The following is a 19,415-nucleotide window of genomic DNA, read 5'->3' on the forward strand; positions in this document are numbered from 1 at the left end:
GCAACCGCGAGTCATCGTTTGAAGGGAATAAATCGAAACCTAACTTTTTCATTCGATAGTGCCGGCCTTGACGCCGAATGAACCGGGCGTTTCGGAGTGGTGAACCATGATGGTGGACGCAGCAGGAACCGCCCTGGGTTCGGTGATCGCCGTACGTGGCTCGCGCGCGTCCATCGGCCTTTTGGCGGCGGCGCAGGGGGATCGCGCGACGCGCGTCACCGTCGGCAAATTCCTCGGCATTCAGGCGGGAACGTCGCTGATCATCGGCGTGGTCACGGATGTTTCGCTGCGCACCGAGCCCGTTTCGCGTGACGAGAATTTTATCACCGTCGCCGTGCTCGACGTGATTGGCGAAATCCAGAATTTGGCGGTTTCGCCGCGCTTTTTTCGCGGCGTCACCGATTATCCCGCGATTGGCGACCGGGTTGTCGGCATCGGCGCCGACGAACTGCGGCTGATCTTCAACATCGCGCGGCCCACGGTCATCGAAATTGGCCACTTGCAACAGGACAGCTCGATTCCGGCCTTCGTCGACGTCAACGAAATGCTGAGCAAGCATTTCGCCGTGCTCGGGACCACGGGCGTGGGAAAATCGAGCGGCGTCGCCCTCATCCTGAACCAGGCTCTGGCGGCGCGGCCGGATCTGCGCATCCTCGTCCTCGATGTCCACAACGAATATCGCCATTGTTTCGGCGACAAGGCGCAGGCGTTGAGCCCGCGCAACATGAAGCTGCCGTTCTGGCTGTTCAATTTCGAGGAAATCGTCGACATCTTTTTTGGCGCGCGGCCCGGCCTTGAGGAGGAAGTCGACCTTCTCGCAGAAATCATCCCGCAGGCGAAGGCCGCCTACACAAAACTCACGGCCTCGCCGGGCCGGCTGGCGATCAAGCGGCCCGACGCGGCGGACGTCCGCTACACCGTCGATATTCCGCTGCCCTACCGGATCGCCGACCTGATCGCCCTGCTCGACGCCCGCATGGGCAAGCTGGAAAACCGCTCGTCGCGGATGCTCTATCAAAAACTCATCACCCGCATCGAGACGGTCAGCAGCGATCCGCGCTACGCCTTCATTTTCGAACGCGCCAATGTCGGCGGCGACACCATGGCGGAAATTCTCGGGACGATTTTCCGCCAGCCGCACAATGGCGTGCCCATGACGATCTTCCAGCTCGCCGGCTTCCCCTCGGAAGTCGTGGACGCCGTCGTCTCCGTCGTCGCGCGCATGGCGTTCGACCTGGGACTGTGGAGCGACGGCGCCAGTCCGCTGCTGCTCGTCTGCGAGGAAGCGCATCGCTATATGTCCTGCGACGATTCTGTCGGCTTCGGTCCGACGCGCCGGGCGATCTCCCGCATCGCCAAGGAAGGCCGGAAATATGGCGTGCATCTCGGCCTGATCTCGCAGCGGCCGGCGGAGCTCGACCCGACCATCCTGTCGCAATGCAACACCCTGTTCGCGATGCGCATGACCAATGATCGCGACCACGCTTTGTTGCGCTCGGCGGTCGCCGACACCGCCGTCGATTTCCTCAACTTCCTGCCCTCGCTCGGCACCGGCGAGGTGTTCGCCTTCGGCGAGGGCGTCGCCCTGCCGACGCGGCTGAGGTTCAAGGAATTGCCCGCGCAGATGTTGCCCAGGAACGAGGCCGTGAGCGGTGAGGCGGGCGACGATCTGCGCGCGGACCTCGGCCATGGCGCGCTGGCCGCGGTGGTCGACCGCTGGAGAGGCGTAAGCGCCAGGTCGGGCGCGGCTCAGAGCGATATCCTTTCCGCGCCAATGTCAGGCACCGCGCAAGGCTGAGCGTCAGCGTGAGCGCCGGTTGGCCACGCCCCTGTGCTGGGCGCGACCGGCGGGGGCGCTCCGGCCCTCGCTGGCGCGGCGCTTCGGCGAGGGGTCGTCGAACAACAGCGGTCGCGCGTAATAATAGCCCTGGACATGGCGAATGCGCGTCGAACTCTTGAGATAGAGCAGCTCTTCAAAGCTTTCGACGCCTTCGGCGATCACCGTCATCCCCAGCGCGGCGCCGAGCGACTCGATGGCGCGCAGCACGATCTGGCTGCGCGGCCGTTCGTGAATTTTCGTGATGAAGGAACGGTCGACCTTCAGTTCGTCGGCGGTGATGTCGGCGAGCGCGGACAGCGAGGAATAGCCGGTGCCGAAATCGTCGATCGACACGCGCACGCCGATCTGGCGCAGCATCGGCACGATCTGCGTCTGGAAGCGGTTTTTCGCCAGGAAGGCGTCTTCCGTCACCTCGACGATGAAACGCTCGGGGCAGCCGCTCTGCTTGAGCAGATCGGCGACGGACCGCATGAAGTCGAGGTCGGCGGCCTGCCGGGCGGGGATGTTGACGCTGATCGTCGCTTGGGGCCCGAAAGCTTCGGTGATCGCGTCGATGGAGTCCGTCGCCTGCTGCACGATCAGATGGGTGACAACGTCCATCAGGCCCAGTTCGGTGGCCAGCGGGATGAACGATCCGGGCGCGTGCGCCTCGCCGTCCTCGCCGATCAGGCGCACCAGCGCCTCGACGCCGCAAACCTCCTCGGTGGCGATGTCGACCTTCGGCTGGAAGGCGCAGCGAAACAGGCGATCCTTGATCGCCAGGCGCAGGCGCTGCTCGGCGTGGAGCCGCTCGGTTTCCGTCTCGCGCCATTCCTGCCGGAACAGGGCCGCGCCGCCGGCGGCGGCGCGTTTGACCTGATCCATGGCGCGGTCGGCGTTGCGCCGCAGCGTCTCATAGTCCAGGCCATGCTCGGGAAAGCGCGCGACGCCGATCGACGCCGACGAAAAGATTTCGAAGCCGTCGATGATGAAGGGGTCTTTCAGGGTCTCGGCCAGGAGGTCGATCCGCCCAAAATCCTCGTCGTGCAGCATCAGCAGGAACTCGTCGCCCCCGGCGCGCGCGAGGACGTCGCCGTCGCTCAGAAAACGCCGCATCCGCTCGCTCGCCTTGACCAGGAAGCAATCGCCCGCCGCGCGGCCGTAGTGGTCGTTGATCTGCTTGAAGCCGTCGATGTCGATGACCACGAAGGCGAAGCCCGCGTCCGAATGCGCCAGCGCCTGCTCGACCCGCTGCTCGAACAGGGCCCGGTTCGGCAAGCCCGTGAGGTCATCGTAATGGCCGCGATGGAGGAGCTGGCTTTCGATGCGCTTGCGCTCGGTGATGTCGATGGAGACCGAGAGGTTGAGCCGTTGTTCGCGGCAGACAATGGCGTCTTGCAGGGTCAGGAATGTGCGGCCGCCGGCTTCGACTTCGTCGCCGCCGAAGGGAGACGCGACGCGATCGTCGATGTGCGCGTCCAGGCCGGATCTCCATGCCGCCGCATTGGCGTACAGCAGCGATCCATCCTCGTTTTTGGCGACGACGCCGGCCGGCAGATGGTCGACGATCTCGGCGAGCAAAGACGCATCAAGAATTTCAGGTTTTGTCACCGCGGTCATTCTTCGAGTCCGGGCAAACGCGGCGGCGATCGAAACGTTTCGAACCGGACTTTCGGCGTTTACGTCACGCCAGCTTGGCGCGCGACAGTAAACAGATCGTTAATTGTCCGCATGCGCGGCCGCGCGGACCGCGTGGCGACGAGGCTGGAAAAGCCGGGCTCCCGAACCTGTCCTTCAGTCGAGCATGAGCATTTCCGGCCGGAACAGCTCCCGTTTGTCCACGACGTCGCCGGCGAGAACGAACACGCCGTCGCCTGTGTAATGCAGCGTCTCCGGATGTTCCGGCGCGCTGGCCACATGCGCCTTGACCACCTCGAAGATGAAGAAATTGTATTTGTCGACGAGCGCGTCGTCGTGCAGGCGGCACTCGAAGCTCGCATGACATTCCTTGATCAAGGGCGCCCCGACCTGCGACGCATCCTCCGGCGTCAGGCCGAAAAGCTCGAATTTGTCCACCTCGGCGCCCGAGCAATTGCCGATGCCGACCACGGTGTCGATGAGCTTTGACGTGGGCAGGTTGATGACGCATTCGCCGCTCTTGCGGATCATGTGAAAACTGTGGTTGCCGACCGAAATCACGCAGCCGACCAACGAGGGCGCGAATTCCATCACCGTTTGCCAGCCCAGGGTCATGATGTTGGTCTTGTCGCGCCAGCGCGAGGTGACGAGGACGATCGGCCCCGGCTCCAGATAGCGCCTGACCTTGTGCACCGGAAAGTCTCGCTTGGCTGTCATCGCGGTCCCCTCAGCAGGATTTCCGAAAAGCGGCTGCCGGTTCTCGGATGAAAACCCTGCGAAAACAAAGGAACCCAAGCAAATCTTCGTTGGGCGACCAACGAATGGTTGCTTAGGATCCGAGAGCGCTGCCAAGGAACGCGCCGACAGCCGCGCTTGTGCCGGCGTCGACCTCCTCCTGGGTGAGGCCTCGGGCTTTCAGTTCGGTCTTCCCGACGATCAGCGCGTGGTCGCCGCCTTCCACCACATGAAGCGCATTCGGCGCCGACATGCGCTTGCGCACGCCTTCGAGCAGATCAAGCGGACAGAGCCGGTCCCTGGCTCCCTGGACGAACAGGATCGGCGTCGTCAGCGCCAGCAAAACGTCGTCGCGCAGCTTTGCCGCGTCCCCGGCGCCGCAGAGAGGATAGCCGAGGCAGACGAGCGCGTCGACCTGTTCGACCAGAGCGACGTGGCAGCCGACGCGCCCGCCCATGCTCTTGCCGACCAGCACGACCTTGGCCCTTTGCTGGCGCAGGCGGGTCAGCGCGGCGCGATGGGTCTCGATCAGTTTCGGCAGCCTGTCGGGGCTTTTTCGGCCGTCAAGGGCGTAAGCGTAGTCGAAGGCGACGACCGTTGCGTGCGGCTCCAGCATGTTTCGAAACGCCTGCATGCGCGGGTGCGAACTGGGCGCGCCCGAGCCCGGCGCAAGCAGGAGCAGTGTGCCATCCATCGCCGCGCCTCCTCACGGGTCGCCTCCGAGCGTCGCCGCCGCTTGTCAATGCCGGACAGGGGGCTTCGGTTCGCTGTTCGCGCATCGGCGGCGCGACGGCGCCGCATCGAGATGCTACACCCGCACCGACAGGTCGAACACCCGATGAGGAGCGCCGCCATGAACGAAGACGCCATCGCGCCAGACGCGGCCGCGCCGGTGTGGCTTTACGACGGGCTCTGCGTCTTCTGCTCGCGCTGGGTCCTGTTCGTCCTGAGCCGCGAGAAGGCGCCGCTGATCCGTTTCGTGGCGTTCCAGTCGGACGAGGGCAGGGCGCTCGCCGCGCGCTACGGGGTCGATCCCGATGACACCGATTCCTTTCTGTTCATCGAGGACGGCAAGGCTCTCGAAAAATCCGACGGCGTCGCCGCGGTCTGCGCGCGCCTGCGTCGTCCCTGGTCTTTCGCCGCGCTCATGACCGTGTTTCCGCGAAGCTTGCGCGACTGGGGTTACGATCTTGTCGCCCGCAACCGCCATCTCTTGACGGGCAAGCGCGCCTACTGCATGGCGCCGCCACCCGAATGGCGCGCCCGCGTCACGCCGCCCGACGCCCTGATTTGAACGGGCGAGGGTTTCAACCGGAGGGGCCCCCGCGCGTCGTCGGCGGCGCGCCCGCGTTCGGTTTCGGAGGGTCGCAGCGCCCTGGCGTGTGGGCGATCTCCGCACGGAGGTGTCTCAGAGCTTCCCGGATGTGGTGGAGCGCGCGCGCCGTCGCGCCGTCCTCGTGTTTTCCCAGCGATAGGTCCAATTGAGCAAACATCAAGTTGATTTCGATCAATTCTGTCGCGTCTTCCATGTCATTCGCCATGTTTCCCCCCAAAAGCCACGACTTTTCCGCAATTTCAGCTTGTCATGGAATTCCGTTGGAATTGAACGCCGTTTTTTGCAGGATGATTTTGCGTAAAACCCCGCAAGACGACCAAAGGACAAGGCGGGGGGCTCCGAAATTGCGGATATTGCGGAGGGTAAAACTGCTAGCTTGTCCATACGTTGCGGCGCCTTAAAGTAAACTAAGCTGACGTCCATGGTTGCTGGTTCCATGGATGCTCGGCCAAGGGAATGCCGAGGATGCATGATGCGAACCCGGTCGACGCTTTCGTCGGCGCGCGCCTGAGACAGCGACGCATGCAAAAAGGATTGCCCCTCAGCGCTCTGTCGTGCCGGACGGGCGTCAGTTCCGCGCGCCTCCTTCGTTTCGAGGACGGCCAGGAGCGCATTCCGCCCGACATCATGATCAAGTTTTGCTCCGTCCTTGAAATCGCTCCAGCCTACTTTTTCGAGTGGTCTCCCAATGGTGAGACCGGCAGGCGCCGCCCTGTCGAGATCGCCCGAGTCCCTTCGTGTCGGTTTCGCCGGCGTCTATGACGCGGACGTTTTCGGCGGCCGTTTTTCTGGACCTTGGCTTTGGCGGCTCAGCCGAAGCGGTCGAGGAGCTCGAGCAGCAGCGGCTTCAGCCGGCGGATTTCCTCGCGGTGGATCGCCGAGAGGTCTTGCAGCAGCGCGCCGGCGCGGTCGGTGAGGGCCAGCATGGTCTTGCGACGATCCGTTTCGGAGGCGCGGCGGACGATCAGATCGAGCGCCTCCAGACGGCTGACCAGTTCAGAGGCGCTGTGCGGTTTGAGAATCAGCCGCTCCGCCACATAACCGATGCTCGCCCGCGCCCCCGGCGCGCCTCGGATGGCCAGCAGGGCCTGGTGCTGTTGCGGCGACAATCCGACCTCGGTCGCCCGCGCCTCGCTGAAGGCCAGAAAAGCCCGCAGCGCCGCGCGGAAATCCGCAAGCGCGGCATAGTCGCTGTCTTCGAGGCCTTTGTGCTCCGTCATTGTCGATCCGCAAATGAATTCGATCGCGATACGATTCTTTCGGGCTCGTCCGGCGGGAACGCGCATCATGAGTCTGACACAAGATTGGACTCTGCGCCAGAAATCGGTCGTCGCCGACCGGATCGGCGCCATGGGCCATTCTGCGGAAGGCGAGGGAACCCGCGATTTTCGCAAGGGCTTGGTCGTCGAGGCCGCGCGCTGCGCCGGCCCGCCGGAGCATTTTGTCAGCCGGAGCGCGCGCGCTCTTGTTTCTCGTCTTGACGCCTTGTCTTCACGCGAACCGGCCTCCACTTGGCTCGAAAACGCTCCGGAGACGGTCGGGCCGGACCGATGCTTCTGGCGTTCAGGCGGCAGGCCGCCCGTTCCGCCGAGGGCTGAAAGGCGCCCGGCGCCTGCGGCCACAGCGTCAGTTATCCGATTGTCACAGTTGCATTTTTCTCAGAAATGTCGTATCACGACACAACAATCTCTTCTGGAGGCGTCGCCATGCGTCTGGTCGCCATGCGAGTCCATGATCGGACGGATTCGAAGGACGCGGGCGACCGGCTTTACCTGCAAGGCCGGTCCTATGTGCTGCAACTGTCCGAACGCGTCCACGGGCCGACGCCGCCGCGCATCATGAGCATGTCGGAGGTCGCCGCCTGGCTCGACGACCGCCCGGACCAAATCATGGCGGCCGCCGACGGCGCCTGAAGGCGCCAAACCTCTGCCGTGCTAGACTGCGCGGATCAGGGGAGGAAACAATGGTGGACAAGCGGGAATTGTACCGGAGCTCGAACGGGGACGCATGGTTTTTGGCGCGCGAGTCCGATGGACGGGTCTTCGTCATTCATGAACCCAATGCGCCCTCGGGCGGCCGGGTGTCGCAGATCGAACTCGGGGCGTTTCTCCGCGAGGGGGCGAACGGGCCTGAACATCAGGCGCTGCGTCGCTTGATCGGAACGCTGGTAGAGGTTCCTTCGTTCGCCTACCGGAGTTGGCGCGCGGCGAGCACCTTCTCGAGCGGGCGTTTCCGGGCCACGATATAGGGGCCGTGCGGGTTGCGCCCGAACACAAGCTCCTCCGTGATTTCGAAACCGGCGGCGCATATGGCTTGGCGCAATTCGGTCCTGGTCAGCGCCCTCGCGTTTGGAAACATCTTCAGCAGCCGCAAGACGCGGAACAGGGCGCGCAGCGACAAGCTCATCTCCGCGAAACACCAGGTTTTCGACAGCAGCAGGCCGCCGGGTTTGAGGTTGGCGTGGATCCCGGCGAGCAGTCCCGAAATGTCGTCCACCAGATGCAGCAGCTGAAAGGCGCAGATCGCGTCGAACGGGCCGCCGTCGAAGGCGTTTTGCGCGTCCGCGAGAACGAACCGAAGGTTGTCCGGCGCCGGCTTTGCCCTGGCGATGCGCAGCATCTCCGGCGAAAAGTCGGTCGCGATCCACGAATCCGCGTATGGGGCGAGGCGGATGGCCGTTGAGCCCGTGCCGCAACCGATCTCCAGGACATGATCGCTCGGCTTCAGCCGCGCGGCGGCGTCGGCGAGCATCGCGTCATAGGCCGCGACATCCTTGATGGGCCTCGCGGCATAGCGCTCGGCGATCCGGTCCCAGAAACGTGCGGAGCTGGCCATGACTTACTCTTTCTCAGATCTTGTTCCGCCGCGCCCTCGAAAAATCGAGATGGGCGGCGACGCCCGTGTCCGGGACGTGGCTCCAGGCGAAGCGGCCGCCGTGAATCTCGGCGATGCGCTTGACGATCTTCAGCCCCAGCCCCGGCCGGGAGGCGTCGGCGAGCGGGGGAGGCGCGCGCCCGTCGTCGAGCACTGAAAAAGTCGCGCCCGGCCCCGCCTCGACGCGGATGGTCGCGCCGTCAGGGGCATGGCGGGCGGCGTTCTCGATGAGATTGCGCAGGGCGTTCTCGACCAGAGCCTTGTGTCCCTCGAAAACTGCGGCGCCGGCGTCGACGAACTCGATGCTCTTGCCGCTGGCGTAAACCAGGCCGGCGAGATCGCCCACCACCTGTTCCGCGAGGCGCGCGGGATGGATGGTTTCCTTGGCCGAGAGCGCGGCGCCTTCCAGGCGCGCCAGATCGGTGAATTGCTCGACGAGATGGTTGAGGGCGCCGAGATCCTGCTCGACTTTTCGCGCGCGCGGATCGGGGATTTTTTCCAGTTCGAGCTGGGCGACGGCCAGCGGCGTGCGGACCTCGTGCGAAATGGCGGAGGTCAGCAGCTTTTGCGAGCGCATCAGTTCGACCACGCGGTCGAACGAGGCGTTGACCGCCTGGGTGAAGCGGGCGATTTCCCTGGGCATGGCGGTGGTCGGCAGCCGCTCCGGCGATTTGAGCGGATCGAGCGTCGCCACCTGGTCGGAGGCGCGCGCCACCGGCCGAAGCGCCTGCGCGATGGAGAATATCGTCGCCCCCAGCACGAAGATCAGCATCAGGCTCATGGGCAGGGCCATGTGGTCGAAGACCTCGTGGGCGAGCACCTCTTCGATGACGCCGTCGGGGTCGCCGAGAATGGCGATCTCCACGATCACCGGCTCGGCGCCGGTGGTGACGATGCGCCCGCCCGCGACATACAACGGCCGTCCCGGCTTGATCTCCTGCATCCAGAAGGTCACCGGCTTGACGTCGAGCGGCAGGAAATGGTTTTCGCAATTGCAATTCGCAAACAGCAGCGCGCCGGATTTCACCGCGCGCACGCGGACAAGATAGCCGTTTTTCGCATCCTGGTAGCGCGCGCGCCGCTCCGCCGGCAGGCTGTAAGCGAGCGGTCCGTCCGTGGCGACCACCCCCTTCGCCAGCGCTCGTGTCTCCATTTCGATGGCGAGACGCCCGAGATTGTGGGCGTCGGACGAATATTCGGAAAAAACCCCCGCCATTTGCGCCAGCATCGCCAGCCCGGCGAAAAAGGCGATGCGCCTCACCACCAGGGCGACGAGCGACGGCGACCGCTTCATTCGCCGATCTCGCGCAACAGGTAGCCGATCCCCCTTATGGTCTCGATCGACGCGCCAGCCGCAAAACCGTCGAGCTTTTTGCGCAGCCGCGACATAGCGAGGTCGAGCGCATTGGTCGACAGTTCGTCGCCGAACTCCGACAGCGCGTGTTCGAGCCGGCCTTTCGGCGTGACGCGGCCGACGTCGCGCATCAGCACCTCGACGATGGCGCGTTCGCGGCGCGTCAGGGCGATCTCGTCGTCGTTGCAGCTCAGAACGCCCCTGGCCGGATCGAAACGCAAATGCCCGGCGGACAGGACGACTGGCGCGGTGTCGGGGGCGCGGCGCAGCAGGGCGCGGCAGCGGGCGAGGAATTCGCCGTGGTTGAAGGGCTTGACCAGATAGTCGTCGGCGCCGGCGTCGAGCCCGGCGATGCGCTCGTCGATGGCGGCGCGCGCGGTCAGGGCGAGAATCGGGGTTTGGACGCCGTTGCGGCGGGCTTCGCGGATCAGGTCGAGACCGTCGCCGTCGGGCAGGCCGAGGTCGATCAGGAGAAGCTCGAACGGCGTGGTGGCGATGGCCTCGCGGCCGTCCTGCGCCGTTCCGAACGCGTCGATCCGCCAGCCGGCGCGGTGGACGCTTTCCGTCAGCAGTTCGCGCAGGCGCGGATTGTCCTCGATCAGCAGCAGTCTCATGTGCGCGGGCGGCCCGCCATCCTCGTGTCCTCGTGTCGGCAATATCTCACCATCGCGCACGTGGGGCCAGATGGAAGCGCGTCAGCGGCCGACGCAGCGGGTGTAGTCGGTGTCGCAGCTGTTCAGCCGCCACGTCCGGCGCGGCGACGGGCCGAGGTCTTGAACGCAGATCCAGCGCTTCTTCTCGCAGCCGTTCACCTGTTCGGCGCGAAATGAACGATCCAGCCCCTCGGCGGCGGTCGCGGCTCCAACACCCGGAGTCAGGAGGATCGCGCCCAAAGCTATGAGGAACAAGGTCTTTTTCATGGTTCCGAACTCGTCGCGAGAGCCTTCCCTCGCATCCCCAAGACCTTGCGCCGGCAAGACTGTCATCTTTCTGTCAAGACTCGCGAAAGCGGCGGGGCTGCGCCGTTCCGGCCTGACAGCGAAATGACAGCCTGGGCGTGGGACAAGCCGGGCTCAGTTCTTGGGAATTTCATCATGTTGATAACCGATCGGCGCCAGGGCGCGTGGCGACTCCGGCTCTGGCTTGCCGCCGCGCTGGCCGCGTGGCTCGGCTGCGACGCTTCTTTGGCGGCGCAAGAGGTCGCGCGTGAGCTGACCATCGCGCCGGAGCAGATGCAGCAGTTCGACGCCGGGGCGGTCGAGGTGCGCGCCGCGAAGAAAAGCATCGTCGCCTCGCTGCCGGCGACGATCATTCCGCCGCTGAACGCGCGCATCGCCGTCACCGCGCCTTTCGCCGGCACGGTCGTCAAAATCCACGTCCTGCCCGGACAGTCGGTGAAGAAGGGCGATCTGCTTGTGACGCTGGCGAGCCGCGACCTCTCGGAAACCATCGTGCGGCAGAAACAGGCCGAGGCCGACCTGCTGACGGCGGAGGTGTTGATGCGACGCCAGCGCGACCTGTTCAAGAAGGACCTCGTCACCGCCGACCGCGTCAGCGAGGCGGAAGCGCAGGTCGAAAAGGTGCGGTCGCTCGCGCAGGAGACCCGACGCCTGCTGGCGATGGGCGCGATCCAGCAAAACGCCGGCGGCTACAGCCTGACCGCGACGGAGGACGGACGCATCGTCGAGGTCCGCGCGACTCCGGGGGCGGCGGTTCAAGCGATGGAGGCGGCGGTCCTCCTCGACGCCAGCGACCAGATCTGGGTCCAGGCGCAGCTCCCCGGCGCCATGGTCGGCAAGGTCGCGGTGGGCGACAGGGTCGAATTGCCCGAAGGCGATTCGGGAAAAGTGATTTCCGTGGGGATTTCGCTCGACCCGGTGACGCGCTCGACCACGCTGCTCGCCGAAATTTCCGCGCGAGGCGCCCTCATGACCGGGCAGACGACCACGATCAGCGTGGTGCGGCCGGGCGCCGCGCGGGAATTCGAGATCGCCGCCGACGCCATCGCCTGGATCGCCGGAAAGCCGCACGTCTTCGTGCGCGGCGAGAGCGGATTCGCGGCGGCGCCGATCACGATCAAGGGCCGCAACGCCGATGTCGCGACGGTCGAATCCGACGCGCTGAAACCGGGGCAAAAACTCGCGACCAACGGCCTGGCGCAACTCGAACAGATGATGTCCGGAAACTAGAATGCTGCGCCGCCTCGTCGAATTCTCGCTGTCGCAGCGCCTGTTCACGCTGCTGGTCGCCATGCTGGTCGCGGCGGCGGGCGCCTATGCCTTCCTGCGCATTCCCATCGACGCCTTCCCCAATATCGCGCAGGTGCAGGTCAAGATCATCCTCAAGGCCCCGGGCATGACGCCCGCGGAGGTCGAGACGCGGGTGGTCGCGCCGCTGGAAATGGAGCTGCTCGGCATTCCGCGCAAAACCATCCTGCGGTCGTCGGCCAAATACGCCATCGCCGACCTCACCGTGGATTTCGAGGACGGGACCGACATTTATTGGGCGCGCCAGCAGGTGGCGGAGCGTTTCGCGGCGGTGCGTCCCGACCTGCCCGACAATATTTCCGGCGGTTTGGCGCCGATTTCGACGCCGCTGTCCGACGTGTTCATGTTCACCGTCGAGGGCGAGGGGGTGTCGCTCGCCGAGCGCCGCACCGTGCTCGACTGGACTATACGTCCGGCGCTGCGCACCATTCCCGGCGTCGCCGACGTCAATGCGCTCGGCGGCTTCGTGCGCGCCTTCGAGGTGACGCCGGACGCGCGCCTGCTCGCCGCCGCCGGGCTCAGCGTCGGCGATCTGGTCGCGGCGATTTCGGCCAACAACCGCAACGACGGCGCGGGCCGCCTGAGCGACGGCGAAAAGGCGCTGGTGGTGCGCTCGGAAGGCGCGATCCAGACGCCGGGCGACCTCGAACAGATCGTGCTGAAGACGGAGAAGGACCGGGTTCTGCGCGTCGGCGACGTCGCCACCGTCAAGATCGACGCGCTGACCCGCTATGGCGCCGTCACCCAGGACGGCAAGGAGGCCGTGCAGGGCCTTGTCATTGCGCTGCGCGGCGCCGACGCCAGCGCCGTGGTGACAGCGGTGCGCGCCCGGCTCGACGAGCTGAAGGGGAGTTTTCCGCCCGGCGTGACGGTCCATGTGTTTTACGACCGCGCCGACCTGATCCAGGGCGCGGTGGGCACGGTGAAGAAGGCGCTGGTCGAGGCGACCGTGCTGGTCGTGCTGCTGCTGCTGCTGTTCCTGGGCGATCTGCGCGCCGCGCTTGTCGTCGCGGTCACCCTGCCGCTGGCGGCGCTGACCACATTCCTGATCATGTCGGGTTTCGGCATGTCGGCCAATCTGATGAGCCTGGGCGGGCTCGCCATCGCCATCGGCCTGATCGTCGATGCGGCCGTGGTGGTGGTCGAGAACAATGTCGATCGCCTGGGCGCCGCCGGCAAGGGTTTGTTGCCGCGCCTGCATCTCATCTTCGAATCGGCGGCGGAAGTCGCGACGCCCGTGGCCGCCGGCATTTTCATCATCTGTCTGGTCTTTCTGCCGCTGCTGTCTCTACAGGGCCTGGAAGGCAAGATGTTCGCGCCGGTCGCGCTCACCATCGTCTTCGCGCTGAGCGGCTCGCTGGTCCTGTCGCTGACGCTGATCCCCGTGCTGTCGTCGCTGGTGCTGAAAATCTCGGGCCATCACGAGCCGCTGCTGATGCGCGTGCTGACGCCGGCGTACCGAAGAATCCTGGCCTTTTCGCTGAAGCGGCCGCAGCCGGTGATGGCGCTGGCGGTCGTGGGGCTGGTGGCGGCGGTCTTCGGCTATTTCGCCGTGGGCAAGACGTTCATGCCGACCATGGACGAGGGCGCGATCATCCTGCAGACGACAAAGCTGCCGTCGATCAACCTCGCCCACAGCGCGGAGCTGGACCGGCGGATCCAAAAGGCCCTGCTGGAGAAAATCCCGGAGATCGAACGCGTCATCACCCGCGTCGGCGCCGACGAACTGGGCCTCGATCCGATGGGGCTCAATGAGGCTGACAATTTTCTGGTGCTCAAGCCAAAAGACGAATGGCGCGTGCGCGACAAGGACTGGCTGCTCGGGCAATTGCGCGACGTGCTGGCCGGCTTTCCCGGCGTCGAGTTCGCTTTCACCCAGCCCATCGAAATGCGTACGTCCGAAATGCTGACGGGCTCGCGCGGCGATTTGGCCATCAAAATCTTCGGCCCCGATCTCGCCACGCTCTCCGATCTCGCCGGCCGCATCAAGACGACGCTGCTGAAAGTTCCGGGCGCGGCGGAAGTGGTGACGCCGGCCGCGGGCTCCGTCGATTACCTGCAAATCAAACTCGACCCGCTGGCGCTCGGCCGCGCCAAGCTGTCGGTGAGCCGGGTGCAGGACGAGTTGCGCGCGCTGCTGGAAGGGGCGCCGGCCGGCATCGTTCTCGAAGGCCATCGCCGCACGCCGATCCTGGTGCGCGGGCCCAAGGAGGTGCGCGAGTCCCCCGAGAACTTTTCTCTGATGCAGATCGCGGCCGGCGACGGCGGCGTGGTGCGCGGCGGCGATGTCGCGCAGCTGTCGCGCACGGCGGGATTTGTGAAGATCGACCGGGAGGACGGTTCGCGCTTCGGCCTGGTGCAGGCCTATGTCAGCGGCCGCGATCTCGTCGGCTTCGTCGCCGACGCGCAAAAGGCGGTGGCGGCGCAGGTTCCGCTGCCGCCCGGCTACCGTCTGGTCTGGGGCGGCCAATTCGAAAACCAGCAGCGCGCCGCCGCGCGGCTCGCCATCGTCATTCCCATCGCGCTCGGCCTGATTTTCATCGTGCTGTTCGCCACGCTCGGTTCGGTCAAACATGCGCTGCTGGTGCTCGGCAATGTGCCGTTCGCGCTGGTTGGCGGCATGATCGCGCTGTGGATCTCCGGGGAATATCTCTCCGTGCCCGCTTCCGTCGGTTTCATCGCGCTGCTCGGCATCGCCGTGCTCAACGGACTGGTGCTGGTGAGTTATTTCAACCAGCTGCTGGCGCACGGCGCTTCGCTTGACGTCGCCGTGTTCGAGGGCGCCGTGCGCCGGTTGCGTCCGGTGCTGATGACCGCGAGCATCGCCGCGCTCGGCCTCGTGCCGCTGCTGTTCGCGGACGGACCGGGGTCGGAGATCCAGAAACCGCTGGCCGTCGTGGTGATCGGCGGCTTGATCACCTCCACCCTGCTCACGCTGGTGCTGCTGCCGATCTCGTTCCGGCGCTTCGGCCGGTCGTCGTCGCCGGCGCAAATTCGGAAAGCCCAATGGACCGAGACCTCTGCAAATTGACCCTCGTCTATCCGGTCGCGACCGAGGATCGGATCATCGATTTTCTGCTCGACGAGGAGCCGCCGCTGCCGGGTTTTGTCAGCTGGCGCGCCGAGGGCCACGGCGGCAGTTTCGAGGGATGTTCCGCGCGCGAAAAGGTGCGCGGACGCATTGAGCGCGGCATGCTGGTGATGGTGCTCGGGCGCGCGCGGCTCGAAACCCTGCTGGCCGATCTGCGGAACAAGTGCGCCATACCGCATCTGGCCTATTGGATCGAGCCCGTGGAGCGTTTCGGCACATACGCATGATACGGTTTCCGCAAGATCGCTTCGCGATCCGCGAAAACGAGATCGCGCGGAAATCCTCCAGGCAAAGGGCGGATTGCCGCGTCCTCACAAACCGACATCATATTTCGGCGGCTCGCCTTTCAGCGCAGCCTCCGTGTAGGGAAGAAGATCGTCGAGGTTCAGCGTCGCGATCGGTCCTTTCGCGCTTTGCATCTGATGGAGATACGCCGCCATCTCCCGGTCTTCGGACAGGATGTGCGACAATATCCATCTGTACAGAAAGCTCTTGCAATCGTGGAGGGTGTCCCGCGGCGCGCAGGGCTCGCCGTCGAGGCGCTGTTTTTCGACCAGCGCGACCCATTCCCACAGGTCTGAAAGCAGCCGGGCATGCGCCGCGCCGTGTTCTTCCGCATGAGGGAAATGCGATGCGGCCTGGAGATGTTCCTCCCGGATGAAATGGGCGGAGGTCACGCGGTAAAGGTTGCGAAGCGCCACGGAAATGAAGTCCATGGATTCACCGCTGCTGATCGCCGCGTTGATCTGATTGATCCTGTAGATGATGTTGCGATGATCCGCATCGATGACGCCGCCGTCGATGGCGAAATCATCCTTCCAGGCGATAAGCATGAGTTGAGAGTCCTCCATTCCAAGCGCGGCCGCGTTCCCTTTGCTCGAAAATCAAGCCGCTCGCACCTCGCGAAGGAATGAGTCGCATTCGACGCGCAGGCGCTCCGTCTGCTCGGCGAGTTGCGACACCGCCCGAAGCGTTTCTTCCGCGGAGACGCCGGTGTGCTGCGACGCCGTCTGGACCTCGTCGATGATCCGGGCGAGATCGCCCGCGAGTTTCGAGGTGTCATGAACGTTGCGGGCGATTTCCGTGGTCGCCTGCCCCTGCATTTCGATGGAGCCGCCGACCGATTCCGCGATGCCGTTGACCTCGTGGGTGGAGCCGCTCATCTCCATCAGGCGGGCGCTCGCCTCCTGCGAAGCGTGTTGAATGGCGGCGATTTTCACGGAAATGTCGGCGGTCGCCTTCTGCGTCTGATCGGCCAGCGTCTTCACTTCCGACGCGACCACGGCGAAGCCGCGCCCCGCCTCGCCGGCGCGCGCCGCCTCGATGGTGGCGTTGAGGGCCAGCATGTTGGTTTGTTCGGCGATGCCCGAGATCAGCTCCGTCACCCCGCTTATGGAGCTGATGATTCGATCCAGCTCCTCCATCCGGGTTTGCGTGATCGCCGCGACCTCGGCCGCCGAGGAGGACACGTCCCGCGCGCGCGCCATTTGCGAGCCGATCTCCTCGGCCGAATGCGACAGTTCCTCCGCCGCGGCGGCGACCGACTGGACGTTCTGCGAGGTCGTCATCGCCGCCGCCGAACCCTGTTGCGCCTGGTCCCCGGCATGGCGGGCGTTCTCGACCAGAGATTGCGCGACCGCCTCCATTTCCTGGGCCGAGCTCGCGACGCTGCTGACCACCGCGCCGACGGCGTTCTCGAAATGCTGCGCCAAGGTCAACATGTCCTTGCGCCGGGCTTCCGCCGCCGCCTGGCGTTGTCTTTCTCGCGCGGCCTCTTCTTCGCGCGCGAGCTCCGCCGCCTTGACCTTGAATTTTTCGACCGCCCGCGCGATGCCGCCGAGTTCGGTCCTGGCGTCGAGACCCGGGAGAACGACGCCGAGATCGCCGGCGGCCAGCTTCTCCATGGCCGCGGAGGCGCCTCGCAATTGTTGCGAAATCGAACGGGCGATCAGGAAGGCGACGCCGCACAGGACGAGCAGCAGCGGGCCGACGATCAGGGCGAAGTTGCGGAAGACGCCGAGCACCTCGCCGCGCAGGTCGTCGGTATAGGCGCCGGAGCCGATGTAGAAGCCCAGCTCGGGAACCGGCGCCACATAGCTGAACTTTTCCGAACTCGCGGTGTCTCCGGGCTTGGGCCAGGCATATTCGACCTTGCCGCTTTCGCCCTTGCGCGTCATGGCGAGCAGGTCGTTGAAGAAGTAGCGTCCCTGCGCGTCATGGACCTGGTCGAGGGGCTTGCCTTCGAGCTGCGGCGTGGTCGGCAGCAGGCGCGCGGCGCCGTCGAGATTCTGGATGAAGTAATAGCCGTGCTCGCCAAAGCGCGCGGGACGCAACAGCTCCACCACGTCGTTGGCGGCGGCCGCGCCGTCGCGCTTGAACAGCCCGCGCGCGATCGAAGCGGCGGCCTCGACCTCGTGCCGCAACTCGTTTTCCCGCGCCGCGTAAAGCGCGGAATTGAACTGGAACAGCGCGACGCCGGCGCCGATGAGCGTCACCATGATGGAGAGGACGACCAGCGCCATCACCATCTGCACGACGGAAATCTTCTCACGAAGTCGATCAAACGACACCAGCTTTGCTCCATTTTGAAAGAAATTCAGGGCAACCCAACCGCGCTTCGCGAAAGCGAAGCTGTGCCGCATGTGTTTGTCCACCAGCAGTCCGCGCGACAGCCCCGCTAGCCTTGCCGCAGTATTGCGATGCGAAGATTATGCTCCTGATAGGCTTGCGCAAAACTGACGTATTCGCATTTTCGGATGTTACCCTTGTGATTTCATGGGGCTACGCATGAACTTGGCCATTGGCCCGCTCGCCGAGGCGGCTGGAGGATGTTCCGATGGTGTCGGCGGCGCTTCGCGGAACCTGTGCGCGGCCTCCGTGTTGTGATATTCAAGAAATAGAATATAATCGAGGTCGACCCATGGCCGAACCAATGCAGATCAGCGCCTTTTTCGACGAGCCCACCCATACCGTCACCTATCTCGTCGTTGACCCGGCGAGCCGCGCCGCCGCGATCATCGACCCGGTGCTCGACTACGACCACCGCTCCGGGCGCGCCGACATCGCCTCCGCGAAGCGCATTCTGGCCGAAGCCGAAAAGCTTTCCGCTCGGGTCGAATGGGTGCTGGAAACCCATGTTCACGCCGACCATTTGACCGCCGCGCCCTGGCTCAAGGCGAAGACGGGCGCTAAGGTCGGCATCGGCGCCGAGGTCGCGCAGGTTCAAGAAATCTTCCAGCCGATCTTCGCTCTCCGCGATGTCTCGCTCAATGGCGCGGAGTTCGACCGGCTGTTCGCCGACGGCGACCATTTTCAAATCGGCGGCCTCGACGTCGAGGTGTTGCACACGCCGGGGCACACGCCCGCCTGCGTGTCCTACAGGATCGGCGACGCGGTGTTCGTCGGCGACACTTTGTTCATGCCGGATTATGGCGCCGCGCGCGCCGACTTTCCCGGCGGCAGCGCGCGGGCGCTCTATCGCTCGATCCGCCGCCTGCTGGCGCTGCCGCCGGAGACGCGCATGTTCCTGTGCCACGACTACAAGGCGCCGGGCCGGGATCGCTTCGCCTGGGAAACCACCGTCGCTGCGCAGCGCGCGGGAAATGTGCAGGTCCATGACGGGGTGAGCGAAGATGAATTCGTCGCGGCGCGGGAAAAACGCGACGCCGGGCTCGCCGCGCCCGAGCTGCTGCTGCCTTCGATTCAGGTCAACATCCGCGCCGGCCGGTTTCCGTGCGCGGAATCGAATGGCGCGCGGTTTCTGCGCATTCCCGTCAAACTCGCCCCCGAACTCGACAAGGTCGTGTAGAGATTTGCAGACGCGCGCGGCGACCGCTAGCATAGGCGTGAATTCGCCACCCTGGCGGGAGCCGATGAGTCGGACGAACCGCGCATACGACCTCTCCCTCGATCCGGCGCGCGGGCGCCGGCGGAGCGGGTTTGCGGCGGCGGTCGGCCTGTGGATCGTGCTGTTCAATATCCTCGCCGCCGCGCTGCCTGGCGCCGTCCACCGCGCCGAGGCCTCCGCCGCGCCTGGTCTCGAAAACATCGTCGTCTGCACCGGCTTTGGCATGGTGACGCGCGAGCGCGACGGCAAGCCTCTCGATCCGGCCCCCTGTCCGTTCTGCCTGCCGATGCTGCAGGGGCGTCTCGACGTTCCCGCTTCCGACGCTGCGCCCGCCGTGGCTTTTGCAACCGCGCTTGCGCCCTTGCGCCCTTGCTGGCGGGTTCCGCCGGCGCCGACGCGCGTCATTCGCGCCGCGCCGGCCCGCGCGCCGCCGGCCTGACCGGCAACCCTCAAC

Annotated in this window: 19 protein-coding genes; 9 read left to right on the forward strand and 10 right to left on the reverse strand. The window is 65.4% G+C overall.

What is annotated here, in order from left to right; all coding sequences use genetic code 11:
* Positions 1-106: 106 nt before the first annotated feature.
* On the forward strand, positions 107-1,798 hold the full coding sequence (locus tag GJ654_RS04570) for a helicase HerA domain-containing protein (protein WP_155444933.1): 1,692 nt from the start codon (positions 107-109) through the stop codon (positions 1,796-1,798).
* A gap of 3 nt (positions 1,799-1,801) precedes the next feature.
* Here the strand turns inward: GJ654_RS04570 and GJ654_RS04575 are convergent, their stop codons facing one another.
* The 3 genes from GJ654_RS04575 to GJ654_RS04585 form a co-directional block, all read right to left on the reverse strand.
* On the reverse strand, positions 1,802-3,439 hold the full coding sequence (locus GJ654_RS04575; RefSeq protein ID WP_155444934.1) for a putative bifunctional diguanylate cyclase/phosphodiesterase: 1,638 nt from the start codon (positions 3,437-3,439) through the stop codon (positions 1,802-1,804).
* A gap of 174 nt (positions 3,440-3,613) precedes the next feature.
* Positions 3,614-4,174, reverse strand: coding sequence for a flavin reductase family protein (locus GJ654_RS04580; protein WP_155444935.1), 561 nt, complete (start codon positions 4,172-4,174; stop codon positions 3,614-3,616).
* 112 nt (positions 4,175-4,286) lie between these two features.
* Positions 4,287-4,886, reverse strand: coding sequence for an alpha/beta fold hydrolase (locus GJ654_RS04585; protein WP_155444936.1), 600 nt, complete (start codon positions 4,884-4,886; stop codon positions 4,287-4,289).
* A gap of 159 nt (positions 4,887-5,045) precedes the next feature.
* Here GJ654_RS04585 and GJ654_RS04590 point away from each other — a divergent pair, with 159 nt between their 5' ends.
* Together GJ654_RS04590 and GJ654_RS21665 are read left to right on the forward strand one after the other, a co-directional pair.
* A complete protein-coding gene (locus GJ654_RS04590; RefSeq protein ID WP_155444937.1) occupies positions 5,046-5,486 on the forward strand; it encodes a thiol-disulfide oxidoreductase DCC family protein in 441 nt (146 codons plus the stop codon).
* Positions 5,487-5,993: 507 nt separating this feature from the next.
* Positions 5,994-6,290, forward strand: a complete 297-nt coding sequence (locus tag GJ654_RS21665) for a helix-turn-helix domain-containing protein (protein ID WP_196305433.1) — start codon at positions 5,994-5,996, stop codon at positions 6,288-6,290.
* Between the two features lie 47 nt (positions 6,291-6,337).
* On the opposite strand, the gene GJ654_RS04600 is transcribed toward GJ654_RS21665, so the two are convergent.
* Positions 6,338-6,748, reverse strand: a complete 411-nt coding sequence (locus GJ654_RS04600) for a MarR family winged helix-turn-helix transcriptional regulator (protein WP_155444939.1) — start codon at positions 6,746-6,748, stop codon at positions 6,338-6,340.
* Positions 6,749-7,234: 486 nt separating this feature from the next.
* Here GJ654_RS04600 and GJ654_RS04605 point away from each other — a divergent pair, with 486 nt between their 5' ends.
* On the forward strand, positions 7,235-7,441 hold the full coding sequence (locus GJ654_RS04605) for a hypothetical protein (protein WP_155444940.1): 207 nt from the start codon (positions 7,235-7,237) through the stop codon (positions 7,439-7,441).
* A 274-nt stretch (positions 7,442-7,715) separates the two neighbouring features.
* On the opposite strand, the gene GJ654_RS04610 is transcribed toward GJ654_RS04605, so the two are convergent.
* From GJ654_RS04610 to GJ654_RS04625, 4 genes are all read right to left on the reverse strand, one after another.
* Positions 7,716-8,363, reverse strand: coding sequence for a class I SAM-dependent methyltransferase (locus tag GJ654_RS04610; protein ID WP_155444941.1), 648 nt, complete (start codon positions 8,361-8,363; stop codon positions 7,716-7,718).
* Between the two features lie 13 nt (positions 8,364-8,376).
* Positions 8,377-9,696 (reverse strand): sensor histidine kinase, encoded by a 1,320-nt coding sequence (locus GJ654_RS04615; RefSeq protein WP_155444942.1) that lies wholly within the window; start codon positions 9,694-9,696, stop codon positions 8,377-8,379.
* Entirely contained in the window at positions 9,693-10,370 is a 678-nt protein-coding gene (locus tag GJ654_RS04620) for a response regulator transcription factor (protein WP_155444943.1), read from the reverse strand. Before GJ654_RS04620 ends, GJ654_RS04615 begins: the two co-directional genes overlap by 4 nt.
* 81 nt (positions 10,371-10,451) lie before the next feature.
* The gene (locus GJ654_RS04625) at positions 10,452-10,676 is read right to left on the reverse strand and encodes a hypothetical protein (protein WP_155444944.1); all 225 of its coding nucleotides are present in this window, start codon (positions 10,674-10,676) and stop codon (positions 10,452-10,454) included.
* A gap of 174 nt (positions 10,677-10,850) precedes the next feature.
* Between GJ654_RS04625 and GJ654_RS04630 the strand changes: the two genes are divergently transcribed.
* The 3 genes from GJ654_RS04630 to GJ654_RS04640 are packed head-to-tail and all read left to right on the forward strand — an operon-like array spanning position 10,851 to position 15,341.
* Entirely contained in the window at positions 10,851-11,945 is a 1,095-nt protein-coding gene (locus GJ654_RS04630) for an efflux RND transporter periplasmic adaptor subunit (RefSeq protein ID WP_196305434.1), read from the forward strand.
* 1 nt (position 11,946) lies between these two features.
* Positions 11,947-15,054: an efflux RND transporter permease subunit gene (locus GJ654_RS04635; protein ID WP_155444946.1), complete on the forward strand. Its 3,108-nt coding sequence runs from the start codon at positions 11,947-11,949 to the stop codon at positions 15,052-15,054.
* Positions 15,030-15,341, forward strand: coding sequence for a DUF3240 family protein (locus GJ654_RS04640; protein ID WP_155444947.1), 312 nt, complete (start codon positions 15,030-15,032; stop codon positions 15,339-15,341). Before GJ654_RS04635 ends, GJ654_RS04640 begins: the two co-directional genes overlap by 25 nt.
* A gap of 84 nt (positions 15,342-15,425) precedes the next feature.
* On the opposite strand, the gene GJ654_RS04645 is transcribed toward GJ654_RS04640, so the two are convergent.
* Both GJ654_RS04645 and GJ654_RS04650 read right to left on the reverse strand, forming a co-directional pair.
* Positions 15,426-15,947: a bacteriohemerythrin gene (locus GJ654_RS04645; protein ID WP_196305435.1), complete on the reverse strand. Its 522-nt coding sequence runs from the start codon at positions 15,945-15,947 to the stop codon at positions 15,426-15,428.
* Between the two features lie 51 nt (positions 15,948-15,998).
* Positions 15,999-17,684 carry a methyl-accepting chemotaxis protein gene (locus GJ654_RS04650; RefSeq protein ID WP_196305436.1) on the reverse strand — a complete coding sequence of 562 codons (1,686 nt, stop codon included), beginning with the start codon at positions 17,682-17,684 and terminating at the stop codon, positions 15,999-16,001.
* 350 nt (positions 17,685-18,034) lie between these two features.
* Between GJ654_RS04650 and GJ654_RS04655 the strand changes: the two genes are divergently transcribed.
* Positions 18,035-18,922 (forward strand): MBL fold metallo-hydrolase, encoded by an 888-nt coding sequence (locus GJ654_RS04655; protein ID WP_155444950.1) that lies wholly within the window; start codon positions 18,035-18,037, stop codon positions 18,920-18,922.
* 64 nt (positions 18,923-18,986) lie between these two features.
* Entirely contained in the window at positions 18,987-19,400 is a 414-nt protein-coding gene (locus GJ654_RS04660; protein ID WP_155444951.1) for a DUF2946 family protein, read from the forward strand.
* Positions 19,401-19,415: the final 15 nt, after the last annotated feature.

The sequence above is a fragment of the Rhodoblastus acidophilus genome (assembly GCF_009720655.1).
In the GTDB taxonomy this organism is placed as follows: Bacteria; Pseudomonadota; Alphaproteobacteria; order Rhizobiales; family Beijerinckiaceae; genus Rhodoblastus; species Rhodoblastus acidophilus_A.